The organism is Burkholderia sp. THE68, from assembly GCF_009938265.1.
Taxonomy (GTDB): Bacteria; Pseudomonadota; Gammaproteobacteria; order Burkholderiales; family Burkholderiaceae; genus Caballeronia.
Genome location: NZ_AP022317.1, coordinates 983,016 through 1,009,246, shown reverse-complemented (window position 1 = coordinate 1,009,246; position 26,231 = coordinate 983,016). Strand labels below are relative to the sequence as shown.

Annotated in this window: 23 protein-coding genes and 5 pseudogenes; 14 read left to right on the top strand and 14 right to left on the bottom strand. The window is 61.0% G+C overall.

Annotation, left to right across the window (positions count from 1 at the left end; all coding sequences use genetic code 11):
• Positions 1-40: 40 nt before the first annotated feature.
• Together BTHE68_RS25925 and BTHE68_RS25920 are read right to left on the bottom strand one after the other, a co-directional pair.
• Complete coding sequence (locus BTHE68_RS25925; RefSeq protein ID WP_232078066.1) at positions 41-1,036, bottom strand: dipeptidase; 996 nt, start codon at positions 1,034-1,036, stop codon at positions 41-43.
• Positions 1,037-1,050: 14 nt separating this feature from the next.
• Positions 1,051-2,493 carry an aldehyde dehydrogenase family protein gene (locus BTHE68_RS25920; RefSeq protein ID WP_162069111.1) on the bottom strand — a complete coding sequence of 481 codons (1,443 nt, stop codon included), beginning with the start codon at positions 2,491-2,493 and terminating at the stop codon, positions 1,051-1,053.
• A 104-nt stretch (positions 2,494-2,597) separates the two neighbouring features.
• Here BTHE68_RS25920 and BTHE68_RS25915 point away from each other — a divergent pair, with 104 nt between their 5' ends.
• Positions 2,598-3,515 carry a LysR family transcriptional regulator gene (locus tag BTHE68_RS25915; protein WP_162069110.1) on the top strand — a complete coding sequence of 306 codons (918 nt, stop codon included), beginning with the start codon at positions 2,598-2,600 and terminating at the stop codon, positions 3,513-3,515.
• A 172-nt stretch (positions 3,516-3,687) separates the two neighbouring features.
• Here the strand turns inward: BTHE68_RS25915 and BTHE68_RS25910 are convergent.
• Positions 3,688-3,915 (bottom strand): annotated as a pseudogene (locus BTHE68_RS25910) (amidohydrolase family protein); the annotation flags it as partial.
• On the opposite strand from BTHE68_RS25910, the pseudogene BTHE68_RS37010 reads away from it, so the two are divergent.
• Positions 3,915-4,106: pseudogene (locus tag BTHE68_RS37010) on the top strand (IS21 family transposase); the annotation flags it as partial. The pseudogenes BTHE68_RS25910 and BTHE68_RS37010 sit on opposite strands and share 1 nt — an antisense overlap.
• A complete protein-coding gene (gene istB, locus BTHE68_RS25905; RefSeq protein WP_162069109.1) occupies positions 4,103-4,891 on the top strand; it encodes an IS21-like element helper ATPase IstB in 789 nt (262 codons plus the stop codon). The pseudogene BTHE68_RS37010 and the gene istB, both read left to right, overlap by 4 nt.
• Before the next feature lie 294 nt (positions 4,892-5,185).
• On the opposite strand, the gene BTHE68_RS25900 is transcribed toward istB, so the two are convergent.
• Both BTHE68_RS25900 and BTHE68_RS37290 read right to left on the bottom strand, forming a co-directional pair.
• Positions 5,186-5,446 (bottom strand): hypothetical protein, encoded by a 261-nt coding sequence (locus BTHE68_RS25900; protein ID WP_162069108.1) that lies wholly within the window; start codon positions 5,444-5,446, stop codon positions 5,186-5,188.
• Positions 5,413-5,685: an isocitrate lyase/phosphoenolpyruvate mutase family protein gene (locus tag BTHE68_RS37290; RefSeq protein WP_353622664.1), complete on the bottom strand. Its 273-nt coding sequence runs from the start codon at positions 5,683-5,685 to the stop codon at positions 5,413-5,415. The genes BTHE68_RS25900 and BTHE68_RS37290 overlap by 34 nt, the downstream gene beginning before the upstream one ends.
• A 167-nt stretch (positions 5,686-5,852) precedes the next feature.
• Between BTHE68_RS37290 and BTHE68_RS25890 the strand changes: the two are divergent.
• Positions 5,853-6,086 (top strand): annotated as a pseudogene (locus tag BTHE68_RS25890) (sensor histidine kinase); the annotation flags it as partial.
• 613 nt (positions 6,087-6,699) lie between these two features.
• Here the strand turns inward: BTHE68_RS25890 and BTHE68_RS25885 are convergent.
• From BTHE68_RS25885 to BTHE68_RS25870, 4 genes and pseudogenes are all read right to left on the bottom strand, one after another.
• Positions 6,700-6,948 (bottom strand): hypothetical protein, encoded by a 249-nt coding sequence (locus BTHE68_RS25885; RefSeq protein ID WP_162069107.1) that lies wholly within the window; start codon positions 6,946-6,948, stop codon positions 6,700-6,702.
• Positions 6,949-6,980: 32 nt separating this feature from the next.
• Entirely contained in the window at positions 6,981-7,184 is a 204-nt protein-coding gene (locus BTHE68_RS25880) for a DUF2934 domain-containing protein (protein ID WP_162069106.1), read from the bottom strand.
• A 167-nt stretch (positions 7,185-7,351) separates the two neighbouring features.
• Positions 7,352-7,585: pseudogene (locus BTHE68_RS25875) on the bottom strand (alpha,alpha-trehalose-phosphate synthase); the annotation flags it as partial.
• 73 nt (positions 7,586-7,658) lie between these two features.
• Positions 7,659-7,964 (bottom strand): CsbD family protein, encoded by a 306-nt coding sequence (locus BTHE68_RS25870; RefSeq protein ID WP_232078064.1) that lies wholly within the window; start codon positions 7,962-7,964, stop codon positions 7,659-7,661.
• A gap of 645 nt (positions 7,965-8,609) precedes the next feature.
• On the opposite strand from BTHE68_RS25870, the gene BTHE68_RS25865 reads away from it, so the two are divergent.
• The 9 genes from BTHE68_RS25865 (at position 8,610) to BTHE68_RS25830 (ending at position 16,956) form a co-directional block, all read left to right on the top strand.
• Positions 8,610-9,665: an extracellular catalytic domain type 1 short-chain-length polyhydroxyalkanoate depolymerase gene (locus BTHE68_RS25865; RefSeq protein ID WP_162069104.1), complete on the top strand. Its 1,056-nt coding sequence runs from the start codon at positions 8,610-8,612 to the stop codon at positions 9,663-9,665.
• A gap of 248 nt (positions 9,666-9,913) precedes the next feature.
• Positions 9,914-10,480, top strand: coding sequence for a TIGR01841 family phasin (phaP, locus tag BTHE68_RS25860; protein WP_162069103.1), 567 nt, complete (start codon positions 9,914-9,916; stop codon positions 10,478-10,480).
• A gap of 382 nt (positions 10,481-10,862) precedes the next feature.
• The gene (locus tag BTHE68_RS25855) at positions 10,863-11,579 is read left to right on the top strand and encodes a YrzE family protein (RefSeq protein ID WP_162069102.1); all 717 of its coding nucleotides are present in this window, start codon (positions 10,863-10,865) and stop codon (positions 11,577-11,579) included.
• A gap of 30 nt (positions 11,580-11,609) precedes the next feature.
• Positions 11,610-12,110, top strand: coding sequence for a YsnF/AvaK domain-containing protein (locus BTHE68_RS25850; protein WP_162069101.1), 501 nt, complete (start codon positions 11,610-11,612; stop codon positions 12,108-12,110).
• A 29-nt stretch (positions 12,111-12,139) separates the two neighbouring features.
• Complete coding sequence (locus tag BTHE68_RS25845; RefSeq protein WP_162069100.1) at positions 12,140-13,042, top strand: YsnF/AvaK domain-containing protein; 903 nt, start codon at positions 12,140-12,142, stop codon at positions 13,040-13,042.
• 61 nt (positions 13,043-13,103) lie between these two features.
• Entirely contained in the window at positions 13,104-13,280 is a 177-nt protein-coding gene (locus tag BTHE68_RS36665; RefSeq protein WP_174258111.1) for a hypothetical protein, read from the top strand.
• A 244-nt stretch (positions 13,281-13,524) separates the two neighbouring features.
• Entirely contained in the window at positions 13,525-14,400 is an 876-nt protein-coding gene (locus tag BTHE68_RS25840) for a manganese catalase family protein (RefSeq protein ID WP_162069099.1), read from the top strand.
• A gap of 617 nt (positions 14,401-15,017) precedes the next feature.
• Positions 15,018-15,827 (top strand): transglutaminase-like domain-containing protein, encoded by an 810-nt coding sequence (locus BTHE68_RS25835; protein WP_162069098.1) that lies wholly within the window; start codon positions 15,018-15,020, stop codon positions 15,825-15,827.
• A gap of 40 nt (positions 15,828-15,867) precedes the next feature.
• On the top strand, positions 15,868-16,956 hold the full coding sequence (locus tag BTHE68_RS25830) for a zinc-binding metallopeptidase family protein (protein ID WP_162069097.1): 1,089 nt from the start codon (positions 15,868-15,870) through the stop codon (positions 16,954-16,956).
• A gap of 115 nt (positions 16,957-17,071) precedes the next feature.
• On the opposite strand, the gene BTHE68_RS25825 is transcribed toward BTHE68_RS25830, so the two are convergent.
• The 3 genes and pseudogenes from BTHE68_RS25825 to BTHE68_RS25820 form a co-directional block, all read right to left on the bottom strand.
• Complete coding sequence (locus BTHE68_RS25825; protein WP_162069200.1) at positions 17,072-18,283, bottom strand: DUF2252 family protein; 1,212 nt, start codon at positions 18,281-18,283, stop codon at positions 17,072-17,074.
• Positions 18,284-18,382: 99 nt separating this feature from the next.
• Positions 18,383-18,608 (bottom strand): annotated as a pseudogene (locus tag BTHE68_RS37000) (aconitase family protein); the annotation flags it as partial.
• 3 nt (positions 18,609-18,611) lie between these two features.
• Positions 18,612-19,490 (bottom strand): alpha/beta fold hydrolase, encoded by an 879-nt coding sequence (locus BTHE68_RS25820; protein WP_162069096.1) that lies wholly within the window; start codon positions 19,488-19,490, stop codon positions 18,612-18,614.
• Between the two features lie 117 nt (positions 19,491-19,607).
• On the opposite strand from BTHE68_RS25820, the gene BTHE68_RS25815 reads away from it, so the two are divergent.
• Entirely contained in the window at positions 19,608-20,525 is a 918-nt protein-coding gene (locus BTHE68_RS25815) for a LysR family transcriptional regulator (protein WP_162069095.1), read from the top strand.
• A 777-nt stretch (positions 20,526-21,302) separates the two neighbouring features.
• On the opposite strand, the gene BTHE68_RS25810 is transcribed toward BTHE68_RS25815, so the two are convergent.
• On the bottom strand, positions 21,303-23,948 hold the full coding sequence (locus BTHE68_RS25810; protein WP_162069094.1) for a cellulose synthase subunit BcsC-related outer membrane protein: 2,646 nt from the start codon (positions 23,946-23,948) through the stop codon (positions 21,303-21,305).
• On the bottom strand, positions 23,929-26,226 hold the full coding sequence (locus BTHE68_RS25805) for a cellulose biosynthesis cyclic di-GMP-binding regulatory protein BcsB (RefSeq protein ID WP_232078063.1): 2,298 nt from the start codon (positions 26,224-26,226) through the stop codon (positions 23,929-23,931). Before BTHE68_RS25805 ends, BTHE68_RS25810 begins: the two co-directional genes overlap by 20 nt.
• Positions 26,227-26,231 lie beyond the last annotated feature (5 nt).

Here is a 26,231-nt window from a genome sequence, read left to right as displayed (position 1 = left end):
CCTCCAGTTCGAATAGTAGTCTCGTGCAATGCACGGCGCGCTAGTCGCGCCGCTCGGCATCGCACAGAATGCGCATCCAGTTGCCGCCCATGATCTTCGCCACTTCGGCATCGGAGAATCCCGCTCGGGCGAGCGCCTCGGTGAGCTTTGGAAAGTCCGCGTTCGAGCGGAACCAGTTCACGGGGTCGGGCCACGCAGCGTGTTCGGCGCTGCCTTCTCCGTAATCCGTCTGTTTGCTCCAGCGGCCGTTGCGCATCCATTCGAGCACGCTGTACGGCTGTGCCTGACACAGGTCGCTGCCGATGCCCACGTTGTCGACGCCGATCATGTCCACAGTGCGCGCCACCATGTCGGTGAACTCGCCCGTCGTGCAGCGGCTGCCGTTCTTCAGGTGAAACGGATAGAGGCTGAACCCGACGAGACCGCCCCGATCCGCCAGCGCGCGCAGCACGGCATCCGACTTGTTGCGCTTCGCCGCATGAAAGAAGGACGGGTTCGCGTGACTGATGACGATCGGCCGCTTCGACAGCGCGATCGTCTCGAGCGTCGAACGCTCCGCGCTGTGCGACATGTCGACGATCATGCCGACGCGGTTCATCTCCTCGATCACCGCGCGCCCGAAGCGCGTGACGCCGCCGTCGCAGCCTTCATAGCAGCCCGTCGCGAGCAGGCTCTGATTGTTGTAGGTCAGTTGCATCGTGCGCACGCCCAGATCGCGGAACACCTCGACGAGACCGATGTCGTCCTCGATCGGCGAGCAGTTCTGCAGCCCGTAGAGAATCGCGATCCTGCCGCTGCGCTTCGCGGCGAGCACGTCGTCCATGGTGCGCGCCGGCATCACGAGATCGGCATGGCGCTCGAAGCGCGCGTTCCATTCAGCAATGCGCGACAACGTCTCGCGCGCGTTTTCCCAGTAGACGATGGTGGCGTTCACCGCCGCCACGCCACCTTCGCGCATCTCCTCGAAAATCTGCCGGTTCCAGTTCGAATACTGCGTGCCGTCGATCACCACCAGCGAGTCGTGCAGGCTCATCATGTTTCCTTGTCCGTTCATGCCCGTGTGTAGGCGGTCTTGAGCGTCGTGTAGAACTCCGCCGCGTGCGGCCCCTGCTCGCGCGGACCGTGACTCGACGCCTTGCGGCCGCCGAACGGCACGTGATAGTCCGTGCCCGCGGTAGGCAGATTGACCATCACACAGCCGGTTTTCGCGTGGCGGCGGAAATGCGTTGCGTGCCGCAGGGATTGGGTGACGATGCCCGCCGTCAGCCCGAAGGGCGTGTCGTTCGCGACCGCCAGGGCTTCCTCGTAGTCGCGCACGGGAATCACGCATGCGATTGGCCCGAAGATCTCGTCGCGATTGATCTGCATGTCGTTGCGGCCGTCGTCGAACAGCGCGGGCGACATGCACCACGCGCGCTCCGGCCGGGCCAGTGCCTCGCCGCCGCACACGAGCCGCGCGCCCTCCTGTCGGCCCAGCGCGACGTATCGAAGGTTCGATTCGAGCTGACGCTGGTCGACCACCGGCCCCATCTGCACGCCGTCGTCCAGCGACCGTCCGACGCGCACGTCACGCAGACGCTGCGCGAGCCGTTCGACGAACGCTCCATGTATTCCGGGCGTCACGACGAGGCGCGACGAAGCCGTGCACTTTTGTCCGGTGCCGGAGTAAGCGCCGTTGAAAGCGCAATCGACGGCGAGGTCGAGATCGGCGTCGTCGAGCACGACGAGCGCGTTCTTGCTGCCCATTTCCATCTGCAGCCTGATGAGCTGCGGCGCTGCGGCGGCAGCCAGGCGCCGGCCCGTTTCGAGCGAACCGGTGAAGGTGATGCCGTCCACGTCCGGCGAATCCGCGAGCACGCGACCGATCGCCTCGCCCGGCCCCATCACCAGGTTGAACGTGCCGGCGGGCAGTGCCTGCCGGCTGATGATCTCGGTCAGCGCCCAGGCGCTGGCCGGCGTCAGATTGGCCGGCTTGAACACCACCGCGTTGCCGAACGCGAGCGCGGGCGCGATCTTCCAGCTCGCGGTGGCCATCGGGAAATTCCACGGCGTGACGATACCGACGACGCCGAGCGGCTCGCGCTGGATATCGATCTCGACGCCGGGACGGACGGAATCGGCCTTGCCGCCGAGCTGACGCAGCACTTCCGCGGCGAAATAGTGAAAGAACTGTCCCGACCGCGCGACTTCGCCGACGCCTTCGGCAAGCGTCTTGCCCTCTTCGCGCGACAGCAGCCGGCCCAGTTCGTCGCGGCGCGCGATCAGTTCATCGCCGATCGCGCGCAGCACGTCGTGACGCGCTTCGAGACCGTTCGCCGCCCAGCGCGGTTGAGCCATGCGCGCCGCTTCGATCGCCGCGCGCGCCTGCGCCGGCGTGGCCTGCGCGTAGCGGCCGATCACGTCCTCGGTGTCCGACGGACTCCGGTTGTCGATGAACGCATCGCCGGCCTGCCAGCGTCCATCGATGTAATTCAAAAAGGTCTGCGACGTCATACCCGATCTCGCTTTTTCCATTGACTTGAAGCGATTCTAAAAATCGGGCTAAGATAATCAAAGCCAAATATTTTTATGATTTTATTTGCTTCTCTTATCTACAAATGGACCGCCTCCCTGACGTCAAAATTACCCAATTGCGTCATTTCGTGGCCGTGGTCGAGCATCGCGGGTTCAAGGCCGCCGCCGCCGCCGTGTTTCGGAGTCAGCCCGCGCTGTCGCTGTCCATCAAGGAGCTGGAAAGCGCGCTGGGCGCCGCGCTCTTCGAGAAGGGCAGCCATGCGTCGCCCACACCCTTCGGCACCATGCTCTACGGCGAGGCGCGCAAGCTGGTCGAGCATTACGAGCGCTTGATCGTCTCGGCCGTCGACGTCGTCCGGGTCCGGCATGGGCGCGTGCGCGTGGCCGCGGTGCCATCCATTGCGCACGAAATGCTGCCGCGCGCGATTAGCCGCTTCGCGCAGCGCTATCCCGGCATCGAATTGCACGTGGAAGACGGTACCGCGGACTATATCCACGACCGGGTGCGCTCGGGCGCGATCGACTTCGGCATCGCAGGCGAGCCCAAAGGAGAGCCGGAGCTGAGCTTCACACCGCTTCTGTCCGATGTGATGTGCGTCGTGGTGAAGGCGGGCCATCCGCTCTTCCGGCATCGGAAGATCAAGTGGAAGGATCTGTCTGGCTATCAGCTCATCGGCAACGGTACGATGCGCGCATTGCCGGCATCCCTGCTCGATGCGATTGGACAGATGGAGATCTTCATCGCCAACACCACCGCCCTGCTCTCGGCCGTCGAGGGTGAAGTCGGTCTCACCGTACTGCCTTATCTCGCGCAGCAGCGACATCGGGACATGCTACGTTTTATTCCGCTTGACGAACCGCCTGTCGAGCGCACCGTGGGCTTCGTCGAGCCGACCGGAAGGTCGTTGAGTCCGGCAGCGCTCGCGCTGCGCGAGAGTTTCCTGGAGAACCTTGGCGTGTCAGCACTACCGAAGCAGGTTCGCCGCTTGACGTTCGATTGATGCGATGGTCTAGAAGGCGCAGATTGCGGACATGCTGAATGTGGGCCAGGGTGATCGCATTACGGGTAAAGCGTTCAGCCGCCTTGGGACTGCGACCGAGAGGACGCGTTCGAGCCGCGCGCGGCGCGGATCGATCACGAGCGCATAGTCGGAGACCTGAACCAATGAGACATCACGCGAATCTGTATAGCTTCGACGGGTTCGACACGAAAATCATCTGCTGCCAGTCCGTTCGTCCGATCCAGCCCGCGATGACATCGAGCAGACGCGCATCATCGGGCTTAGAAACTTTCTCCGTTGGATGCGGCCAGTCTGTGCCCCACAGCATGCGCTCCGGTGCCATGTCGATGAACGCCCTCGCGACGGGCGCGACATCGGCATAGTCGGGCGCGCCGCTTTGCCAGTGTGCGCCGTCACGCAACAACGGGCGAGCGTCCAGCCGTGTTGCTCGATGCTGAACGAGCGGCACTTCTGCCATTGCCGGCTCAAGTGCCTGTGCTGGCGGCGCCCGACAATCGCCAGGTGTTGCCCCGTGAGAGCCTGCAGCATCCGCTGGCGGTCTATGACACGTTGCTGGAGCTCGCCGCATGAATCTGCAACATGAGCGCATCGCCGCGCTGTGCGCGCAACTGAAGCTCGACTGCGTCGCCACCGATTGGGCGCCGCTGGCACAACGCACGGCCGCAGCCGATTCGAGTATGGCCGACTTCCTGGAGCAACTTCTGCAAGCCGAACTCGGTGCTCGCGAAGCGCGCAAGCGCCAGGTGCTCACGAAGTTGGCGGCGTTGCCCGGTGTCAAGACGCTGGAGCAATACGACTTTGGCTTCGCCAGCGGCGCACCGCGTGCGCAGATTCAAGAGCTTGCGGGTCTGGCGTTCATCGAACGGGCCGAGAATATCGTGCTGCTCGGACCATCCGGTGTCGGCAAGACACATATCGCGACTTCGCTTGCTTACCGTGCAGCGCAAGCGGGCATCAAGACACGGTTCATCACGGCCGCCGACCTGATGATGCAATTGGCCGCCACCCGGCAACAGAACCGACTGCGCGAGTTCTTCAATCGCGCGGTTATCGGGCCCAGGCTACTGGTCGTCGATGAAATCGGCTATCTGCCATTCGGGCGCGAGGAGGCGAATCTGTTCTTCAACGTCGTGACCAAACGCTACGAGCGGGGTTCAATCGTCCTGACCAGCAACCTGCCATTCACGCAATGGGCGACGGCGTTCGCCAACGACCAGACGCTCACGGCAGCGATGCTCGACAGGTTGCTGCATCACACGCATATCGTGCAAATCAGTGGCGAGAGCTATCGACTGAAGGACAAGAGAAAGGCGGGACAAGCGAGCGCGCGGGCAACCACGAAAGTAGGCGCGTGATAATGGACCCAGGTGGGTCAGATTTACTTCGGCGAAACCTTCGAATGTGGGTCAGGTTTCAGTCGGCGTTGACAGCTCGTGTTACCCGTTACGTCAGATTCAGGCTCGGAGATGTGTGCATTTTTCTTCTGCCAGCAGCGACTCTGATGCGTCACTACCGCAAGAAGAGACGCTTTCTTGAGGCCTACATTTGTGTCTGCTCCACAGGCAAGATGGGTTGTCTGTAGTACGGTGTTTTCGCTGTCGAAGCGCGTCCGACCGATCCTAGGAACCTAGGCCTGCTAAGTCTATTGGTCACGCCCGCGATGGCATATATCGTGTCGTTTTGTCCGACACCGCTCCCTGCTCGCCATGGGCCATATAGTCGGCTGCCATCGGGCCGGATTCGCCCTTTTCAACAAAAGCCTTCGCCAGGCGGACTGCGTGGTTCCAGATCACCTGTGGAATACCGGAGCCGGAGGACAAACGTACCACGCCCAGCTTCTGCAGTTCGGCGGAATCGGCCAGGCCGGCCCATGCCATTAGGGCGGTCGGGATCGGCGAACCTTTGACCACGGTTTTGATGTCGTTGGCATCGGTAAGTGCTGGCAGGAAGATCTGCTGGCGCCCACTTTGCCATACAGTTCGGCGCGCTTGATCGATTCTTCAGCACGCTTCGGCTCATCGACCAGTTGTTGCAGGCAGACGTCGCAACGCGCATTGATCCAGAGGGCGATACCCGCCTTTTCCGCGGCAGCCCGCACTGCTTCGATTTTCGCTGCCAGAAGAGGGGGTGCATCCTGACCGTCTTCGATGTTGATGCCGACAACGCCGGCGTCCAGAATTGGTTTTATATTCGCCGCGACTTTTCAGGGTTATCGGAATAGCCAGCTTCGAAATCGATCGACAGCGGCACGCGGATCACGCGGATGATGGTGGCAGCCACTTCCGCCTGCAGCCTCGCCGGTGCAAATTAACAGTCAGGATTCTCATTGAAGTGAAAGATCAGGGCGGTGGTCTCCCGCCAGGCAAGGCGGAGCAAATGTACCTTCCGTTCACCCAGTTCGGAGTGGATAAATCCGGACTTGGGCTTGGTCTTTCCATAGCACGTCGCAGCGTCGAAATGAATGATGGCATTCTAAGCGTGCGCGATATGCCGGGCGTCGGATGCGTATTCACCATCAGTCTTCCCCGACACATGTTGATTAAGAAATGACCGATGCTCGGCTAATAACAGAGATTCACAGTCCGAACCCCTGTCGGCGCTTCGTGGCCGCGCTGAGTCCATGCCTTCCGGCGTAATCCATCCGACACGCATTGACTGCTGAACTCGTTGATCGACTTCACACGGGTAAAGACGACGCCACCGGGCATCTACCGACGACAATACGGAAGGTCACTTGACGCGGCTCGCGTCCCCTTCGAAGGCCGTTGGCACGCAGGTCTCGCGTCCGGAAATTTGCTCACGGCCGTCGCGTATCCCTGGCTAAAGGCAGGCGTGATGAGCGGCCCATCTGAGCAAAGGACTACTTTTGCAATGATCCATCGTATCTGGCGACGGTTGCGCTTATCGCCGTATTGACGAGCGACTTCTGCAATCGACGCAGGGCACCAGCACGCTCGGGCAGACAGCATTTACATGATTCAGTTTTGTTTTTAACAGGGACCGCGAGGCCCAGCCGACAGACACGGATGGCTCTAACTTGAAATTCGGACTGAAGTCAAACCCGTCCGCGACTGGAAGATCGCCCCGGCTAGCGGCCAACGACCTTCGGCATGCGCGGCGAGCAACGGGTGGTGGCGTGCTTCGGCTCGTCACCAACCTTGACTCAGGGGCCGATCTCTGAACCATCCCTCTTCCCATCGATGAAGTCTTCGGCCAGCCGCGTGAGCCGAGAGAGAGCTTTAGCTTCCGAGAATACGCTGATCCGCCAGGCAGGCGTGAACTGTCTGTCGTCGTCGGCGTCACCCACCTCATGCGTAATAACAAACGTTCCCGCGTCTGCGCCGCGAGCGTCAGGACCGATCACATCGACGCTAATATTGCAATCCTTGTAGGTCGAGTTTTGAACTGTCATTAGCTCTCCCTCCAGTCAGCCTCCGTGGCAGTTCACGGTGACGACGGCGCTGCTGGCGCGGCAGCGAATTCGTCCGAATCCGCGACGAGATCGGATTGAGCCGGTTTTTCGATAACGCCGAGATGCAGCTGGGCACGCTCCCAAAATTCGTCAGCCCGACCTTCCGGGCACCCCGCTTCAGTCCAGAGTTGATATGCGCACGAGCGGATTTGGTCTTCTGTGGTACGAACGTCCATGTCTTGCCTCGCTGAGGTTGAACCGACCTGCGCGCGCGCCCGTCATGGTGCCGTCACACGCTTCGAATATTCATCGGTCGAGTCCTGATGATGCGCTTTTCCGGCGCGAAACTCAGCGCGATTTCATTGATATTTGAAAAGACCCAGCGACCCGCGGATAGATTCGTTCAATTCTTCCCCGAAGCCATCTCCGTCTCGGCGAGCGCCTTCAAGAACGACTCGGACCACCAGCGAACATTTTCTTTGCAGACCCGGTCGGCGAGTGCGGTATGTCGATGCTGCTCCGCCGCACCGGCGAAACGCGAAAGCACCAGCAAGCCCGGGTCAGCCGGATCCCGAGCAGCGATAAACTCCTTCGCCACCAGGTTCATGCTGTCGCGCGATACCCGCGAACTTCGGCAGCTTCTCGAATGCTTCGGCATTATTGACTTGGTGTGAACGAGGATTCTTAGTTCGTTTCCCGACGGATACCTACTAATACTGGGCGCTGCCGCGATACCGCTTGGGGTATGACCGTGGGGGCGTTAAATTTGCGGTTGCCCATATTGCGCCCAGTAAAAAGCCTAGACCAGCGGTAATAGCAAGAGCGGTGAACGGGCTGTCAACTGTCTTGTTCCGCACGATTTCTGTCGTGTCCGCGTACAACTGCTGCGCCTTCCCGCCGAGTTCGCGCGCCTTATCGACCGCTTGCGTGCCGGTCTCGCCCATCAAGTCGCCGGCAGCGTCCTGTGCCTTATCGGCAATCTCCTTGACGGTTTGTCCTACACTATTCGAGTCCATCTCTGCTCCTGTTTACGTTTGACCGATGCGGCGGAACTGTGTGTTTAATTGGTTGTCCGCCACCGCTTCCATATCCCCGCGAGAGGGGCCGATCATCAGCCTTCCGGACAAGCAGCCAAGGCCTTCCCCTTAGGCGCGTGCTGTGTGGCTTGTCAGTCCGCGGCGAAATCACAACTTTTCGCATGCAACGTTTAGCGGCGTAAATTCGCGGGCTGATGAAGTGCTCCGCCCTCCGTCGTGCGAGCCCAACGCAACGTTGCCGGATTGCCCGTCGACCGGACGAGGACAACTCCCGGAAACGATGACCGCATTTCCACCTGAATCGGAATGTCGATGTATTGCGCTACCGTTATTCGTAAGTATTTTTCTTTGCCTCTGTACCGAGGGTAAACGCGGGTACGATGAAGTTGAAACCGAAGCCTCTCAAGCCGGGATCAACGCCGTTAAAAAAGCAAATCGACGCCTAATCGAATTTGCTTTTGATCCCAACATCCTCGACAGCCGTAGTCCAACCTGATTTCCAAGAATTCTTAGCATTTGTCTTCGCCGAGGGAAAGCAATTGAGTTTCGTTTATCCAACCGATAGTTGTTCATTGCCCCTCCGCACTTGGCGCTTACCCAAACCCTACGAAATAAAAGAGTGCAATGAAAAATATCAACGCAACAGCCGCACTACACAATTCGAGCCATCCACCCTTTGAGCGCCCATCCGAACCCGTCATCGGCTTATTTGTGCCCGCCATTGCGAGCAACGATTCGGTCAAAGTCGCGGATCTCGATTTTTCCGGGCCGGAAGCACAAAACAAAGCCGCTCGCGGTTCGCAGTGGCTCTCGGGTCAGTTTTCTCATCCGACGGGCGTGCACGACTTCAAAGTCTATGTTCCCGGAAGTTACCGAGGCGCACCCACCTCCCTAATTGTCATGCTCCACGGCGCAAGCCAGGACGCCGATGACTTTGCACGTGGCACCCGAATGAATCAGGCCGCTGAAACTGGTGGTTATATTGTCGTGTATCCCGAGCAGGGAACGAGCGCCAACATGTTCCGATGTTGGAATTGGTTTCGGCCGGCAGATCAGGTCCGCGATTCCGGTGAAGCCTCGATCATCGCGGGAATCACGCGCGAGGTGATGGCGTCGTTCGAAATCGACCCAGGTCGCGTTTTCATCGCCGGAATGTCAGCGGGCGCTGCAATGGCAGTAAACCTGGCGGTCACGCATCCCGATCTCTATGCGGCAGCCGGGATTCATTCCGGGTTGGCGTTCGGCGTTGCCGACGAAGCGTTTTCCGCGATGGCGGCAATGAGGATGGGGACCGGTACCGCCCAATTGAGCGCCGCGCGAGACGCAATAGGCGTGGGTCGCTCAGTGCCGCTTATCGTCTTCCATGGCGACCAGGATACGACGGTGCATCCACAGAACGCGGAGGTGCTGATGCAGATGCATCGGAGCCTGATGCTCGGCACCGATGAGGCAAGCGCATCGGTTACCTCGGAACTCGGACAGGTGGAGCAAGGCTATTCCTACACCCGCAGCACGTTTCGTCATAGCGACGGCGAGGTCTTCGGCGAACAGTGGCTGATCCACGGACTGGGTCATGCATGGTCGGGCGGCGATCCGAATGCCACACATACCGATGCCCGGGCACCGCAAGCCGCACGAGAGATGATGCGTTTCTTCGAAGCGATTGCGGACGCACGATAGATAAGCCCGCAGCCCTTTTGATAAGGTTGAACTTTGACCATTGAATGGGTCTTTTATACCTTTTTAGTTCTAGCAGAAGCGCAAATAAAAAGGGGCGACGTAAAAAATACGAGTGCTTTGGGATAAATGAAATAAGCCTTGACGCTCGAATTTAATGCTGTAGATTGACTCTCACTGTGCGGTGCAGCAAAACATTCTCTGCAGATCCCAGAAATCCTAACCCGTTCGAAAAAATTAACGGAGCATCCATGTTCTTATCTTCCCCGAAGCAAATGGCAGTTTTTCAGAAAACCCGATTCCAGGCGTGGATGAGCTTGACCGATAAGTATATGGACGGCTTTCAACAACTGACGCAATTGAATGTGCAAACGATCAGAACGCTCATTTCCGAAAACGAGAGTGCCACCCGGCCGGCAAGTGAAAACGCAAGCGACCTGAGCGAATGGCAATCGAAAATGCTAACGCAAGTGCCGGAAAAAGCGGCGTCGTATCGTCGGCATTTTCACGCGATTGTCTCGGCAACAGGCGAACAGGTGGCGCGAGAGGCGCAAAATCAGCTCGCATCGTATGGCGGTCACATGAATGATATGTTCAAAACTGCGGTCGATCACGCTTCTGAGGCGTCGGAAAAGGCTGCTGTGGCTCTGGAGACGAACCTGAAGGAAGCGACCACGGCCTCTGTCGAAGCGACAGCCAACGCGGCAGATTCGTTCGCGAAAGAAACTCAGTCCAATGTCTCAGCCGCGAGCAATGCCGTGAAGAGCGGTGCGGATACCGCCACGCAGTCGATGAATAAGGCGAATCAAAAGCATTAAACGTCTGCGTCCAGCTGTTCGCAGCGAACCGCTGCAACGTGAAGAAAAGACCCGCTTTCGAGCGGGTCTTTGCATGCTGAACTCCGGGCGGCAATGCAGTCGACCTGCGCGTGACCGCGCGCTGTTCCAGCTCTTTGAAACATCCCCTCTGCTCGAACACTTCTGGTGCAACGCTAACCATTGCGCCATGGGCAATTCGTTCCTGGTAGCCCCATGCCCTGGGCGGATCTAGCTTATTTGCGCTCGTCCACGTGCGAAAACCCGCAGATTAGGGTTCGCCCCGTCGCCCGAGCCACTTGGGAATAGCCATTGCGCTTGTACCTCTAACGCCACACGCGAAAACATCGTGTGTTTCGGGTTCCTACCTTTTTTGGATCTTAAAATGCGCCTTCTCACTACACAAGACGGTCTTCCCCGCATTTCCTGGGGTTCCGTCATCGCAGGGGTCATCCTCTCCCTCATCGCTTATCTGATTTTCACGGTGCTCGGGACGGCAATTGGCGCATCCGTCTTGTCGCCGCTTACTCAGCCCGATCCGTCGCGCGGCTTCGCCTTCGGTTCCGGCGCTTACATGATCGTGATGACGGTGATAGCGGTCTTCGTTGGTTCCTATTTCGCCGGCCGCTGCGCACCCGTGCTGGGCTGGCTTCACGGCCTCCTCGCCTGGGCGGTGATGATCATCGTGATGGCGTATGGCGCAACATCGCTTGTAGGAAGCGCCGTCAACGCTGCGGGCAGCGTTGCGTCGACGGGAGCAACGGTAGCAGCCGCAGCGAGTCCGTCCGCAGCCAGCGGGACGATGATGGGTTCCCTCAAAGCACAGGTCCAGGGCGCGGTGGCATCGGCGACAGCGATGGCATCCAGCCCGCAAGTGGAAGCCGATACACGCCAGGCCGCCGATACGGCAGCACGCGGGGTTGCTCGTGCCTCTTGGTTTTCGTTTGCAGCGCTCGTGGTCGGCGCGATCATCGCCATCGTCTCCGGCGGCGCGGGCTTTCGTCATCAGCCGCCGTTCGAGGACGCCGGCGGAGCCGCATACGATGGCGACGCCGGTCGGTCGCCGAAACGCACCATGCCGAGCAATCGTCCCGCGCACTGAACGACACATTTCGCGAACCGGAGCACAGGCATGAGTAGCGACAACGGAGCGGCGCCAAGTATCGACGACGAGTCGGCCACGCTAATCGCGAGTGAGGAACGGCTCGCGCTTTCAGCCTGTAAAGAGGAAACCGGCGCGGTTCGCGTTCAAACCTTTACCTATACCGAACTGCAAGAGCTTCCCGTTGTTGTGCATAGCAGCGCCGTGCAGATAGAACGCGTTGCGATCAATCAATTCGTCGACGCCCGGTTTGCTCCGCGTAACGAGGGCGGCACCTTGATCGTGCCCGTCTTCGAGTACGTTCCAGTAACCGAACTGAAGCTGATGCTCAAGGAAGAGTTACGAATTACGACCGTCGTCTCTACCGAGACCGACGTGCACGTTGCAGAGGTTCAGCGTCAGCAAGTCGTCGTAGAAAGACGAGTCGGATCAGCTGGAGACTGGATTGCGGACCCCGCGATACCGTCCTCAGGCGTGGGCGAGTCCGCTTCAAATCCCGCTGTATCGATTCCATCTTCCCGGCTGGCCTGAAGGCTATCCAAACTAATACGGAGTTTCGCATGAGCCAAGTAATCGTAGGTGTATTCGACTCGTTTCAGGAAGCCGAGACGACTGTCTCCCGCCTGGTGGAAAGCGGCCTCAACAGTACCGACATGGAAGTGCACGCCACCGAGCAACGAAGCGCGTCGAGCGACCCTGCTTTGGTCGATGCTCGAGCATCGACCGCAACGACCGACGAAGTCGGCGTATTCGGCAAGATCGAACACTTCTTCAGCAACATGTTCGGCGCCGACGATCGCCCGGAAGAAGTGGGCCATTATCAGGAAGCCGTTCGACGCGGCGGTGCATTGCTGACCGTCACGGTGGTCGATGAAGCGCACGTCGAGATGGTTCGCTCGACGATGCATGAGGCAGGCGCCGTCGACGTCGATGAGCGAGCCGCACAATGGAAAAGCAATGGTTATACAGGCTTCGACGCGACGGCCAAGGCTTACACACCCGACGAAGTAACCGCAGATCGCAAGGCGTTCGCAGTAACGCGCGAATCGCTCGACGTAGGTAAGCGTGAAGTGGAAACCGGTGGCGTGAGGGTCTATTCCCGTTCCACGGAAACGCCTGTTTCCGAGAGCGTGAATCTGCGAGAAGCCCACGCGACGATCGAGCGGCGGTCCGTGGATCGCGTTGCCACGGCAGCCGATCTGAAGGAAGGCTCGGTGGAAATTCGGGAGACGGCTGAGCACGCGGTGGTGGCCAAGACGGCGCATGTGATCGAGGAGGTCGTCGTGGGGCGTGAGGCGACGGAGCACACGGAAACCATCAACGAGACCTTGCGTGGCACGGACGTCGAAGTCGAGCGTGTCGGCGCGAGCCCGACCGGTCAGACGGCGGCGGAGTCGGAACTTCCGCGTGGCGTGCAAAGCACGGACGAGGCGATCATCAAAACGCCGACGAAATCGGTATAAGTCCAAAGACAAGGCGATGCTCCACGGCTTGGACGGCGCTCGCCTGCTCATAGGAGCATCCGTGAAAAATCCCTGGACGAAAAAGAACCCGTTTATGAGCATTTGGTTGAGCGGTGCGAATAAGGTCATCGGATCGGCGCGTGGTCGCGCGAACGCCGCAGCGAAGCGCGGTGTCGTCGATTTCTGGACCGCAGCGCTTACGCCCGCCAAACCCAGAAAGCGCAAAGCAGTTCGATAACTTTCTCGCGGTGCTCGCATCTCATCGCGAGATGCAGCCACCCGTCGATCACCATTCATCAAACTGATGTAACCACGCCAAAGCGATATTCGCTTTGAGAACTGAGCGCCTTCATGAGAAGGCGTGCCGCGTCAATTCTGATGCGGGACCGCTCGGCGAAACATCGTCACTCGCGAGAAACGTCTCATCAAACGTGGAACGTCTCGCGCATATGGCGAAAGGCTCTTCTCCAAAGGAAAAAGTCATGTTCATTCATAACAAACGCCTTCAATATACAGTTCGCGTCGCAGCGCCCAATCCCGGTCTTGCAAACTTGCTGCTGGAACAGTTCGGGGGACCGCAAGGCGAGCTCGGCGCTGCTTGCCGTTACTTTACGCAAGCAGTAGGCGAAGACGATCCGGGCCGCAAGGATCTCCTGTTCGATATTGCAACCGAAGAATTGAGTCACTTGGAAATCATCGGTTCGATTATCGCCATGTTGAATAAGGGTGCAAAGGGACAATTGGCTGAGGCAGTCGAGAGCGAGGCAGAACTTTATCGCTCGATGACCGGCGGCGGCAACGATTCACACACCACGTCCCTGCTTTATGGCGGCGGACCCGCCTTGATCAACTCGGCTGGCGCGCCGTGGACGGCTGCCTATGTCGATACGATCGGAGAACCCACAGCCGACCTGCGTTCCAACATCGCGGCGGAAGCGCGGGCCAAGATTGTTTATGAGCGCCTCATCAACGTGACCGACGATCCGGGCATTCGCGATACACTCGGATTCTTGATGACGCGTGAGATCGCGCATCAGAAGTCATTTGAGAAAGCGCTCCATTCGATACAGCCGAATTTTCCGCAGGGCAAGCTTCCCGGCTTCCCCGAATACGCGGGCGTTTACTACAAGATGTCGAGGGGCGAAGAGTCCGGAACACGTGGCCCGTGGAACGAGGGGTCGGAGTGGACATTCGTCGACGATCCCCAACCCGCTGTCGATGGTGGCGATGGAATGGCGACGGTAACGGTGACACCGGCAGACGTGGAAACACTGCAAGCCATGGCAGCACGCACTGCTTCGGACGCTAACAGCGACCCCGTCACAGGCGCTGAGCTCGGGGCAGGTCAAGCTGCTTGACTCGCCGCTTTGCGCATAAAGAGTTAGAAAAGGCGGCCCGCAAGGGCCGCTTTGCGTCGGCCTTCACGCATTTGGTGAATACTAATCAACGGCTCTGGGTCTTCATTATGCGCGTCCCCTTCGGCGACGCGCTCAAGCCCCGTGATCATTCACAAGGTGGTCTCCTTGCCGCAGCCGCTCGGGACGAGCAAGGGTGACGAGCGACTGCAGCTCGATCGAGGAGCTCACGTCCGGCCTCTTGGCGTTGAGTCGATAGGCCGCGGCGATCACCCTTGCCGGAATGGCGAAGCTCAGCAAGGTACTCTGAGGGATCGGTACCACCAAATGCAGCATTAGGACAGACAGCGCTTCGATAGCGGCTCCAAGAAGTCCCTGACGAGCCGGGCACGACAAGGCGTATGCACCTCCGACCCGCTTTTATATGGTGGATATTGCCTAAATGACCGCAGGTATTGGCGCAAACGCTCGCGTTATCGTCTTTTCAAAACCCACGGCCATCTCAGGCCTCGGTGTTGCTCTCTGTAATGCAGGCAGGTTGCGCCAGCGACGGGATGGCTTCGGAGGTAAAAGCGTTCGGGTTCGCCGTCGGCGCCCGTTAATCTTTTGGATCTCACTCCATGAAGCTCCGTGTCGGTTTCCAGTTGACCTATTCCTGCACTCAGGCTACGCCTGCGGTGCTTCTGCTCAATACGCATCCATCCATGTCGGACAAGGTCGTCGTCGCCGATCGCATCTCGTTCGACCCGCCGGTGGCCTTCACTCACTACTATGACGGCTTCGGGAATCTGTGCACCCGCATCGTAACCCCCTCTAAGGGGGCTTTGACGGTCGCCACGGAAGGCGTGCTGGAGGTGCCCGATACGCCGGAGACCTACCCCGTGGAAGACGGTCAGCTTCCGGTCGAGGAGCTTCCAGACGACTGTCTTCAATTCTTGCTCGGCAGTCGCTACTGCGAAACTGACCTGCTCTCGAGCGTCGCATGGGAACTATTCGGGGGCCTCCCGCAAGGACGCGCCCAAGTGCTCGCCATTTGCGATTACGTACACTCCCATATCAAGTTCGACTACAAGACCGCAAGGGCCACCCGCACAGCCTCTGAAGCCCACCGGGAAAGAATCGGCGTTTGCCGCGATTACGCGCAACTTGCGGTCGCACTGTGCCGTTCCATGAATATCCCGGCGCGATATTGCACTGGCTATATCAGCGATGTGAATCTGCCACCGCCTTACGCCGACCAGGACTTCTGCGCGTGGTTTGAAGCGTATCTCGGCGGAACATGGCAGACCTTCGATCCGCGGAACAACGCTCCACGCACCGGCCGGGTACTTATGGCGCGCGGCCGCGATGCCACGGATGTGCCTATCAGCATGACGTTCGGAGATGCCGCACTGGTCGAATTCAAGGTGATCTGCGAGCCGTGCGTATGACTTTCACACCGATTCTCAGAACGCCCTCAAAAAGCTTTTTATGAAAGCGTTTCACTGTACCGATTGCGGGCATCTCATCTTCTTCGAGAACGTTCAATGCGAACGCTGCGGGTCGATGCTCGGCTTCATCCCGGAAACGGGCGAAATGAGCGCGTTCGTCAAACTGAAGGGCTTCGTCTGGGAAACAAAACCCGCCAGCGGCGACGGACGATATAAGCCGTGTTACAACTACTCGGTCGAGAAGGTTTGCAACTGGATGGTTCCAGAGAACTCGACGGATGCGTTTTGTCATTCCTGTCGCCTGACCGCAGTCATCCCGAATCTGAAGGCACCTCGCAGGCGATACTACTGGTCGAGGCTCGAAGCAGCCAAGCGTCGATTGTTGTACACGCTCGCCGTGCTGGGACTACGCGTCGACACGCGCAAGGAGCATCCTGATACAGGGCTCGAGTTCGAATTTCTCGAAAGCCGGCGCGGCAAGAAAATACTGACCGGCCATCACAGCGGTTTGATCACGATGAACATCGCCGAGGCGGACGAGGTGCGCCGGGAACGCTTGCGCATCGCGATGCGCGAACCCTACCGCACGTTGCTCGGCCATTTCAGACACGAGATCGGTCACTACTATTTCGACCGCCTTATCGTCGGCGCAAGGCGGACTGGCGCCTTCCGCTCATTGTTCGGAGACGATCGGACAGACTATTCCGACGCGCTTGCGCGACATTATCGCGACGGCCCGACAGCCGCCTGGGCGACGAACCACGTCAGCGCCTACGCGACGATGCATCCCTGGGAAGACTGGGCCGAAACCTGGGCGCACTACCTTCACATCGTTGATACGACAGGCACCGCGCGCGCGTGTGGAATCAATATCGCGCAGTTGAGTCGGAACGGGCCGACATTCGCCGCACAAGTTCTGCCTCATTCACCGAGCTTTGACTTGCTGATGAAGCAGTGGACGATGCTGACCTATGCAATGAATAGCCTAAATCGGAGCATGGGAATGCCCGACCCGTATCCGTTTACTCTCGCGCCCGGCGCGGTGAAAAAGTTGAGGTTCATCCATCGCCTGATTGAGGCGCAGGGTATCGAGCATGAGCACGATCGCGTCGAAGCGATTTCGCCCTAGGCATGTCTACAGGAAAGAAGATCTGGCATCGCAGAAACCCGATACCAAACCAGGCACGCCGCCGGGAACGCAAGGCGAGAGCGACCGCAACAAGTTGCCGGGTTGAATCAGGTCATCAAGTTCCGGTTGCGTAACGCCGACAATGTTCGAGGTACCCCGCTTCATGGTTGCTCACCAACTGGACGATGCTGTTCCAAAGCCATAGCGGCGCGTCGATGGTCTTCGATCGATTGCGACCGAGGTCCGCTCGCCACTCTCGCTTCGTTGCGTCGTCCATCTGCCGCGCATGCGCCTTACCGACGACCGCAGCGAGATAGTGCGCGACGTGCATCGCGTCATCCTTGCCGAGTTGCTCGATCTCGAGCTTCATGTCCTGCGGCAACAACTCGCGGATAACCACGCCGCGATCGAATAGGCGTGCTGCGCGCATCCGATCACCGAGATATGGCGAGAGGTTCCTGGCACCTTCGAGGACGCGCAACGCGTTGTCGCGCGGCATCGCCACATCGTCATAACGGGGCGCCGCGGCCTTCACGCCTTCCTTGATGTCCATCAGACACAGGTCGTCGCCTTCCACGACGCCACCGTCGACATCGAGCAGGACCGCATAGCGCAGACGGCCGAGCGAACTGCAACCCTTCACCCAATACGCCGCATCCAGCACGACGACCTCGCCCGAGTCCTTGCGACCCTTCAGGCTGGTCGGCAGACTCGCAATGTCTTCGTCGGCGAGAAGCGCTTCGATCGCCTTTCGCTCGTCGCTGGCAAGAGGCCAGAATCGCTTTCCCAAGGGAATCGCCGGATGCAGATCGTCGATGCGCTCACGCGCGAGATGCTGCCACGACCGGCGCACGGCCTCCTTCATCGTTACGTGAACGGGTTCAGGACGTTTGATGTCGATGACTTCATCTGCGAACGCGGATTCGTATCCGACAGCCAACGCCTCGATCATTCGCACGACGTTCAGGCCGGACAATGACGACCCGCGCGCAGCCGTCGCGAGCGACAATCCCAGGCGGACGACGTCATGCACGGGATTACCGATCACCGTCTGATCGAGGTCGCGAATCTGGATCTCGACTTTGCCTTTTGCATTGGCTATGGGCCCGAGATTGCCGGTGTGGCAGTCGCCGCAAATCCAGATTGCGGGGCCGTGAGGCAGCGATTCTCCGTTCGCCTCGATCACCCACTCATAAAATCGTTCGGTATTGCCTCTGACGTACGCGTGCGGCGAGCGCGCCATCTTGCAGCGGCGCAGCTCAGTCAGAAGCGCCTGCCGATCATCGGGCGCGGGCAGCCCTTTATTCGCTTTGCTGTTCTTGCTCATATCCGTTTGCCTTGGGTGGTCAGCAACCGGAGCAGGAGTCGTGCCGTTGTCTTCCAAACGGCTTACGCGGCCCAGAGTCATAGCGAGTCGGGCCTGTCATACGTAGCGCGGCGTCTCCACATGCGTCGGAATGATGTGGCTCACGACCGCGAGTTGTGGCGCGGACGGCGCACCGCGCGGCAGCGGGCATCGAGCGCGCTGAACGCTTGCGGGCGGGTGTACTCGTTCATCAGATGCGGATCTGTGTACAGCAGCGCGATGTGTTCGTCGATACCCGCTACGGTGTGCGAATGACGAGCTTCCGGTAAAGGGTCTGGTCTGACATGGCTTACTCGCTGAGAAAAGGCATCACGCGTTCGAGCAGCCGCTCCGGCGCTTCTTCGGGAATGTAGTGGCCGCAAGGCAACGCCTCGCCCTGCACGTTTGGCGCGTACGCCCGCCATTCGGCAATCGGATCGAAGCACTGTTCGATCACGCCCTGCGCGCCCCACAACGCCATGAACGGACAGCCGATGCGCTGCTCTGAAGCGAGCGTCGCGCGGTCGTGTTCGAGGTCGATGGTCACGCTCGCGCGATAGTCCTCGCAGATGCCGTGCGCCGTATCGGGATCGGATAGACAACGCAGGTATTCCGCGTAGGCCGCCGGCGTGAACGGCGCGAGGCCGGCACTGCGCGCGCCGATCGTCTGCTTGAGATAGAGATCGGGGTTCGCGCGGATCAGCGTCTCCGGAAACGGCGCCGGGCGCACCAGCATGAACCAGTGCCAGTAGGCGCGCGCGAAGGCGAACGAGGTCTGCTCGTACATCGCGAGCGTCGGTGCGACATCGAGCGTCACGAGGCGCGTCACCGCATCCGGGTGATCGAGCGCCATGCGCGCCGCGACACGCCCGCCCCGATCGTGGCCGATCACCGCGAAGCTCTCATGGCCCAGGCTGCGCATCAGTTCGATCTGATCGAGCGCCATGCGGCGCTTCGCGTAGTTCGAGTGATCGGCGGCGCCCGCCGGCTTGCCGCTGTCGCCGTAGCCGCGCAAGTCCGCGGCGATCACCGTGAAATGTTCTGCCAGTGCTGGCGCGACCTTGTGCCAGATCGCGTGCGTCTGCGGATGCCCGTGCAACAGCAAAAGCGCGGGGCCGCGTCCGCCCTGAATCGCGTGAATGCTTATGCCGTCGACAATCGTCGACACGTTCCTGAAGCCTTCGAACATGGTTGTCTCCTGATCGTGATTCGAGTCTAATTGATGAATCCTGCGATTGGGTTTCCTGAAAAGCATTCCGGAAGTAACTCCAGGGAACGAATCAGCGAGAGCATATGGAGCATGGAGATGGACGGCTTTTCTGACCTCAACCTGTTCGCGCTCGTGGCGCGACACCGGAACCTGGCCGCGGCCGCGCGCGAGCTCGGCGTGACGCCGCCCGCGGTCAGCAAGCGGCTCGCGCAGCTTGAACGGCGCCTCGGCGTGCGCCTGATGAACCGCACGACGCGGCGTCTGAGTCTCACGCCGGAGGGCGAGCTATATCTGTCGAACGGCTCGCGCATTCTCGACGAGTTGTCGGAACTGGAGCATCTCGTCACGCAAAGCCGTGGCGAGCCGACCGGCCTGCTACGCGTGAACGCGTCGTTCGGGTTCGGGCGTGCACGCATCGCGCCAGCGGTGTCGGAATTCGTCGCGCGCTATCCCGCGATGAAAATCCTGCTGCATCTGACGGACCGGCCGGTGAGTCTTCAGGACGAGGGATTCGATGTTGGCATCCGCTTCGGCGAGGTGCCGGATGCGCGCATCAACGCGCGGCTATTGCTGGAGAACAGGCGCCTCGTGTGCGCGTCGCCCGACTACGTGGCGCGGCACGGCAAGCCTTCGGTGCCGCACGATCTGACGCGGCATGCGTGCATCGTTTTGCGCGAGAACGAGTCGGCCTACGGCACATGGCATTTCGCGCGCGGCAAGCGCACTGAAACGGTCAAGGTTGATGGAGCGCTGTCCAGCAACGACGGCAGCATCGTGCTTCAATGGGCGCTCGAAGGTCGCGGGATCGTTGTGCGATCGCAGTGGGAGATCGAGGGACATCTCGCGCGCGGCGAACTCGTGCCGTTGCTCGCGGACTGGGCATTGCCGAATGCCAATATCCACGCGATCTATCTGGAGCGCAATCAGCTTTCGGTCAAGCTCAGGACCTTTGTCGACTTTCTCGGCGAGTTTCTGCGCAGACCGAAGGGCACTGAATGGACAGGCAGTCGATGAAGTCTGCTTGCGAAATCTCGCCCGTTCGCCGTTGTTAGCTTGACTGTCTGTCTGAGTCAGATCGTGAACGAACTTCCGAGTGGCTGATTAGCGCTTCGCGCGATGGCTTTTCTGGCGCCAAATGGAATGCCAGCCAATCCGGCCGGCGTAACAAAGGAAGTTAGCTGGGACCGCTTTTTTCGGAATTTTGGCCGAGGCCGATGTGCGTTGCATCGTATCGGCGCTTTTGACCTCAATGCTCCCGCGACGGGAACGCCCTCCTGCGCAAAGCCATTATCGGTCAAGGCAAAGGCAGTCGGACCCAGACCGTCTCGTTGAAGTCGGCCGTGCGGCGGTTTGGTCGAAATTACAGCGCAGTAGCTTCGAACTGCATTTCGCCCATCCCGCCCATCACATGCGCACCATCTAGGCTAGGCTCGATCCAAAACGTCCATAAGCGCAGGGTTATACCGGTCGCCGTGCACTCGTCCAGGCTCAAAGATGCTCGAGACGGTCTTGGCCAGCTCGGCAATCTCCACCCGTTCCCCGACCGCAACCCGCAAGGGTCGATAGGTATCGGGCAGATCAGCGGTGGTGCGAATGTCTTGATGAACGAGCGTCTCAAGCAGAGCCCCGGGTCGGGTGTTCGGACAGGTAGACGTCCGGGTGCACGCAGACCGCCTGTTCCCAATCGTCTCTTTGCGATGTTCTGTGGATTGCACTCTGAAATGCAAGCCCGGTCCATCGCTAGCGAACGAAATCTTGCCGCCATGCACATCTTCTGCCACTCCCGCCATATCAACGCGATTCGTCGAAGGCAAGGTGCAAATCGTGTGCGCCATGCGGCAGATCACGGCTGAACACCGCGTTGCGCGGCGACAGGAAATAGCGCACATACGCGATTGCCGCGACTTGGCGGTCGCGCCCGGGCGTCACATTGAGATCGGCGAGCGCACCGATCTGCCAGTGCGCGGCCACCCGCAGTGCCGCCGCGAACTGTACGTGTGCATAGGGACCGCGATCGGTACTGCCGCTGCAATCGATGGCCGGAACGGTATGCGCAAATGGGCTCACCGGGCAAGATCCCGCCGACTGCCTTGCGTAATTCCAGCCGGTTTCAACGTTTCCCGACACCTGCCAGGAACGCCCTTCCTGCGACAGAAACTGCAGCGCCGCACCCGCGCTGGTCGACATCTGCGGACTGTAATAGCCGCCTTGTGTGGGCACGAAGAAGTTTTCGTTGCGCCGGTATCCGAGATAGTGCAGCGCAGGCCCGATGCTCAGATAGTCGAAGCCCGGCACGCGCAGATCGTAGCTCGCGGCGAAGTCGACGCCGAGTCCTTCGTTGCCGTCGACCTCGTGGCCCGTCAGCCAGTCGAAGTGCCCTCCCGCGCTCACATTCCAACGCGAGCCGATCTGCCACCGCGCGCTGCCACCAGTCGTCGCGCGCGTGACACGTCCCCATTCGAATGTTCTGCTGGCGTGCGTGCCTGTGGCCGGATCGACGCCGCTGTAGAGGACGCTCTCGCCGCGCCACGACAGCAGCGAATCGCGCACCGGCAGCGCTGCCGCGTAGGCAGACCATGCGCCCCACGACGTCGTTTGCGCGACGCCCGCCTCGCCCTGCATCGAAGCGCCGAACGGCCCGCCCTGCGTAACACCGGCAATCGCGTGGACATCGAGTGTGCGGCCGTCGTCCAGGCGCACAGTCTGGGTCAGCTTGCCCTGCAACTCCTCGGCGTTGACGGTGTTGATGCCATTGTTCAAGAACAGTTGGCGATAGCGCATTTCGTACACGCGCGACGCGTCGAACCATTCGGCGTCGAGCGTCGGCGAAAACACCGTCAGACGGTTTTCTCCCTTCACACCCGCGTGATTGACCCAGCCGGAACCGCCGGTGATCGACGGCGCGTCGATTCCGGTCAGATCGGCGGGCAGGTAGTGCGCGATGCGCTGTGCGTCGGCAGTGCCCGAGACCGCGTTGCGCCACGTGCGCTGTGATTCGACGAACTGCTTCTCGTAGTACAGATTCTGCGCATCGACTGCTGCAATGTACGCGGGTAGCGGACCGGCGGGCGATGAAGGACGATGACGTCCCTGGGCCTTCACGCTCAACGCGATGCCCTCGGCGCTGTCGTCGTCGTGATGCAGTTGATAATGCGCGTCGAACACACGTTCCGCCTGCGCATAATCGCCGAGCGCGAAGAGGTTCCAGCCGCGCAGCGGTTCGACTCGCTCATCGGACACACCCGCGTCGCGCGCGGCGTCGAGCGCCGCCAGACTGTCGCGATAGCTGCCCTGCCGATAGGCTTCGCTTGCGCGCGACATCGCGATTTCACCGCGCAACGCACGCGTGCGCGAGTCATCGGCAATCGATGGGCGCGCAAGCAGGCCCTCGGCCGCATCGAGATCGCCTTGCGCGACGCGCACCTGGGCGAGACCTAGCGTCGCATCGTCCGACGTCCCTTCGCCGTACACGATCGCGAGCTCGAACCATTGCGCGGCGGCTGAGTAGTCGTGCAGCGCGAATTCGAGCCACGCCGCGCGTATCGCCGAAGCGCCATCACGTGACTCGCGGATCGATTGCGCGAGTTCTGCGAGCGTGCGCCTCGTGCTCGTTTCATCGGTCGCCCAGTTCGTCGACGCATCGAGCACACGTGCATTGCGCAAGCGCGCAAAATCACGTGCGGCCGCTTCGCCGCGCCTGCCCTGCCTCCATTCGACATCGATCAGCGCATTGGCCTGCGCAGGCGGCAACTGCTTCGCCGCGCGCTGCAAGGTCACCACGCGATTCACGTCGGGCTCACATGCGGCGACGATCGGACGATAGAGGGCATAGACCGCATCGGAGTCGCCCGCTGCGTCGAGCAGATCCGCCGCACTCCATGTGCGATCGATATGCGCGCAGCCGAACGCGTCCGGGTCTGCTGCGATCTGCGCGCGAAGCAGCCCGACATCGCCGGCGAGCGCACGCCGGATCTGCATGTCGCGCTCTTGACGAGTGCGCTCCGCGACGAGGCTCGCCGGAGGCGTCCAGGTCGGAAAGCGCCGCTCGACACGCGCGAGCATCGCGTCGAAATCGACGAGGCGCTTTGCGTGCAACAGATTCCAAAGGGGACGTTCGTCGGGCGTTGCGGGCGCTTTGGCAGCGGGCGCGCGCCCGCCGGAAGCGGCTGTCTCGACCGTATCGTCGGATGGCGCGCGCGGCATCTCGGGCGTCAGCACGTTCGTCTGCACGCGCTGCTGGACGCCTCGAATCGCGTTCGTCGCACCCGTACCTTGTTGCACGACGCCCTGCGCCGCGCCGCGTTCGGCCGACACCACGTTGCCCTGTGTGACAGCCGCGTCGACATGCGACGGCAACGCGGCCGCGCACAGCAATGCCGTCGCGAGCCGTCCGCCGCCGCCGCGCGCTTCGCGCCGGTCAGCTCGACGAGTCGCCATGGTGCTTGCGGTGATAGCGGCGCAGCAGTACGGCCGTGAGCGCCGCGAGCACGGTCAGACACGCAGCCAGCACGCCATAGGCGATCCACGGATGCGCGGACACCTCATAGCCGATGTGATCGAACGCGCCGATTTCCCCGACTTCATAGCGTGGGCCGACACGTGTCGTCCAAAGCGCTTCACTGTCGAGGCTAACCACGCTCACGTCGCCGTCGAGCGATTCCCAGTTCTGCGGCGCGATCAGCTGCTGCATGCCGCGCAGCAACTCGGCGGGCGTCTCTGCGGTCATCAGCGTTGCCGTCGCGCTGGCGGCGTTGCGGTACTGCATGACGAGCAACTGACGCGACAGCTTCATGTCGCCCTCGATCACCGTGTCGGGCGAACCGTTCGCCGCGTATGCCGGCTTGCCGAAGACGCTCTTCACGTTCTCCCACAAGCTCGCCGGTGTCTCGGATTCGCCCTCGGCGCGCACGCCGGTCGCGAGCCGCATCGACTTGCCTGGCGCCCACGGTGCGCCTTCGAGCGCCGCGCGCGGCAAGTCCGTGCCCGCTGCGACGATGATCGTCTGCCGCCCGACGCCCGGCACACCCGCGGTGATCTGTGCGCTCGTCAGCGGCCTGCCCTGCTTCTGCGCGAGCTTGCCGAGAAGCGACCACGCGGCGTTGAGCGTGTCGTTGTCCCGGGCGTTGAGCTGGATCGCGAGATCGGCGCCGTCAGCGCGTCGCGTGTACGGAAAGCCGCTTTCGGCAAAGCGCCGCAGGTCCGGCAGATTCGTGAAGTGCAGCACTGGCGGCAGCTCGATCGTTGAATCGTCGAACACGGACAACTGCAGATTGCCCGACTGGCGCAGTTCGCATCGATCGGTGACGAGCGGCACCAGCACCGGACGCAGCGACAGCACGTTCGCGCCCGGCAGAAAGCGCCGCAAAGGCACGGACACGCGATAGCGATTGACCACCGCGCCCTGCTGCTGATCCAGCGCGACCGCCTGCACGAAGCGATCGTTCAGATACAGGTTCAGCACCGAGTCCGCACGCATCTTCGCGCCTTCTGCGAAGTTCAGCGTCAGCACGGCCTGCGCGTTTTCAGGCGCGTAGACGTCGGCAGGCAGCGTCAGCTTCACATCCGCGCTCGCGCCTACGCCGAGCGTCGTGCTGCGAAAGCCGAGATCGCGCAGACGATACGGCTTCGTGCCCGACAGCACGTCGCGGCCGGTCGCGTCGCCGATGCGTGCTTCGGCGAGCGCGTCTGCGTTCATCTCGTTGCGGCGCGGCAGCGGCACTTCCGCATGCGAGAACACGCGCGCGGCGAGATTGACTTCGTCATCGGTGCGGCCCGCGACGACCAGCACGAAATGAAGCGGATCGCCGGGTTTCGGATAGACGCCGAGAAACGCGCCGCCGATGCGCTCGAGCGTGCGCGCGTCGAGGTATGACGCGAGCGTGTCGCGCTTGCCGATCAGGAGCACATCGGCGTCCGCGAGCGATGTGAGATCGAGGCCGGGCAGCATGCCGCCGCCCTCGCCCGTTTGCGCGTCCTGCACGCGCAGCTCGGCGCTCTTGTATCGCAGCCGCAACGCGACGCCTTGTGCGAGCAGCCCGCCGCTCGCGAGTTGCGTATCGGTTACCGGATGCGCGGCGTGGACGATCGCAATGGCGCGCGGCGCGTTCTGCTTCGGATCGATGAGTTCGTCGAGTCTGGCGAGCAGCGGCGGCGTACCCGTCAGTGGGCTCAATTCGGTCTGGATCGCAAACGTCGATGTGCTCGTGTCGACTTCAGTCCACAGTTCCGGTGAATTCGGCTCTTCACAGTTCTCAGTCGAATGCTGCGCGACCTGAAAGCTCAAGGTGTTGTAGCCGGCGCGCAGTAGCTCGGCGGGCACGCGGATGTCGGCGGTCAGTTCCGGCTGACGCGGCGACAGCTGGAATTGCGCGATCGCGCGGTCATTGACGCGCACGACGAGCTGCGAGCGCTCTCCCAAAAGCGATACCGAGTTCGACGCGACCAGATGCAGCGTAGCGCCGCGCACCGCTTCGCGCGCGGATACCGGCACGCTGATCGAACGCGACGCGGACGCGCCTGCAATGCGCATCGGCCCGGACAGATTCGCGTAAGTTGCGAGCGATACAGCGGTTGCCGCCGTCGCACCGGGATTCACCGCAGAAGCCGCCGCCGGTGCGGACGCGCTTTTCCCGGCATACGTCGCAGCCTCTGACATCGTGCTGAAAATCGCGCAGGCCGTCCAGCCGGCAATCATGGTTTTTCTTATGACAGACATGGAGA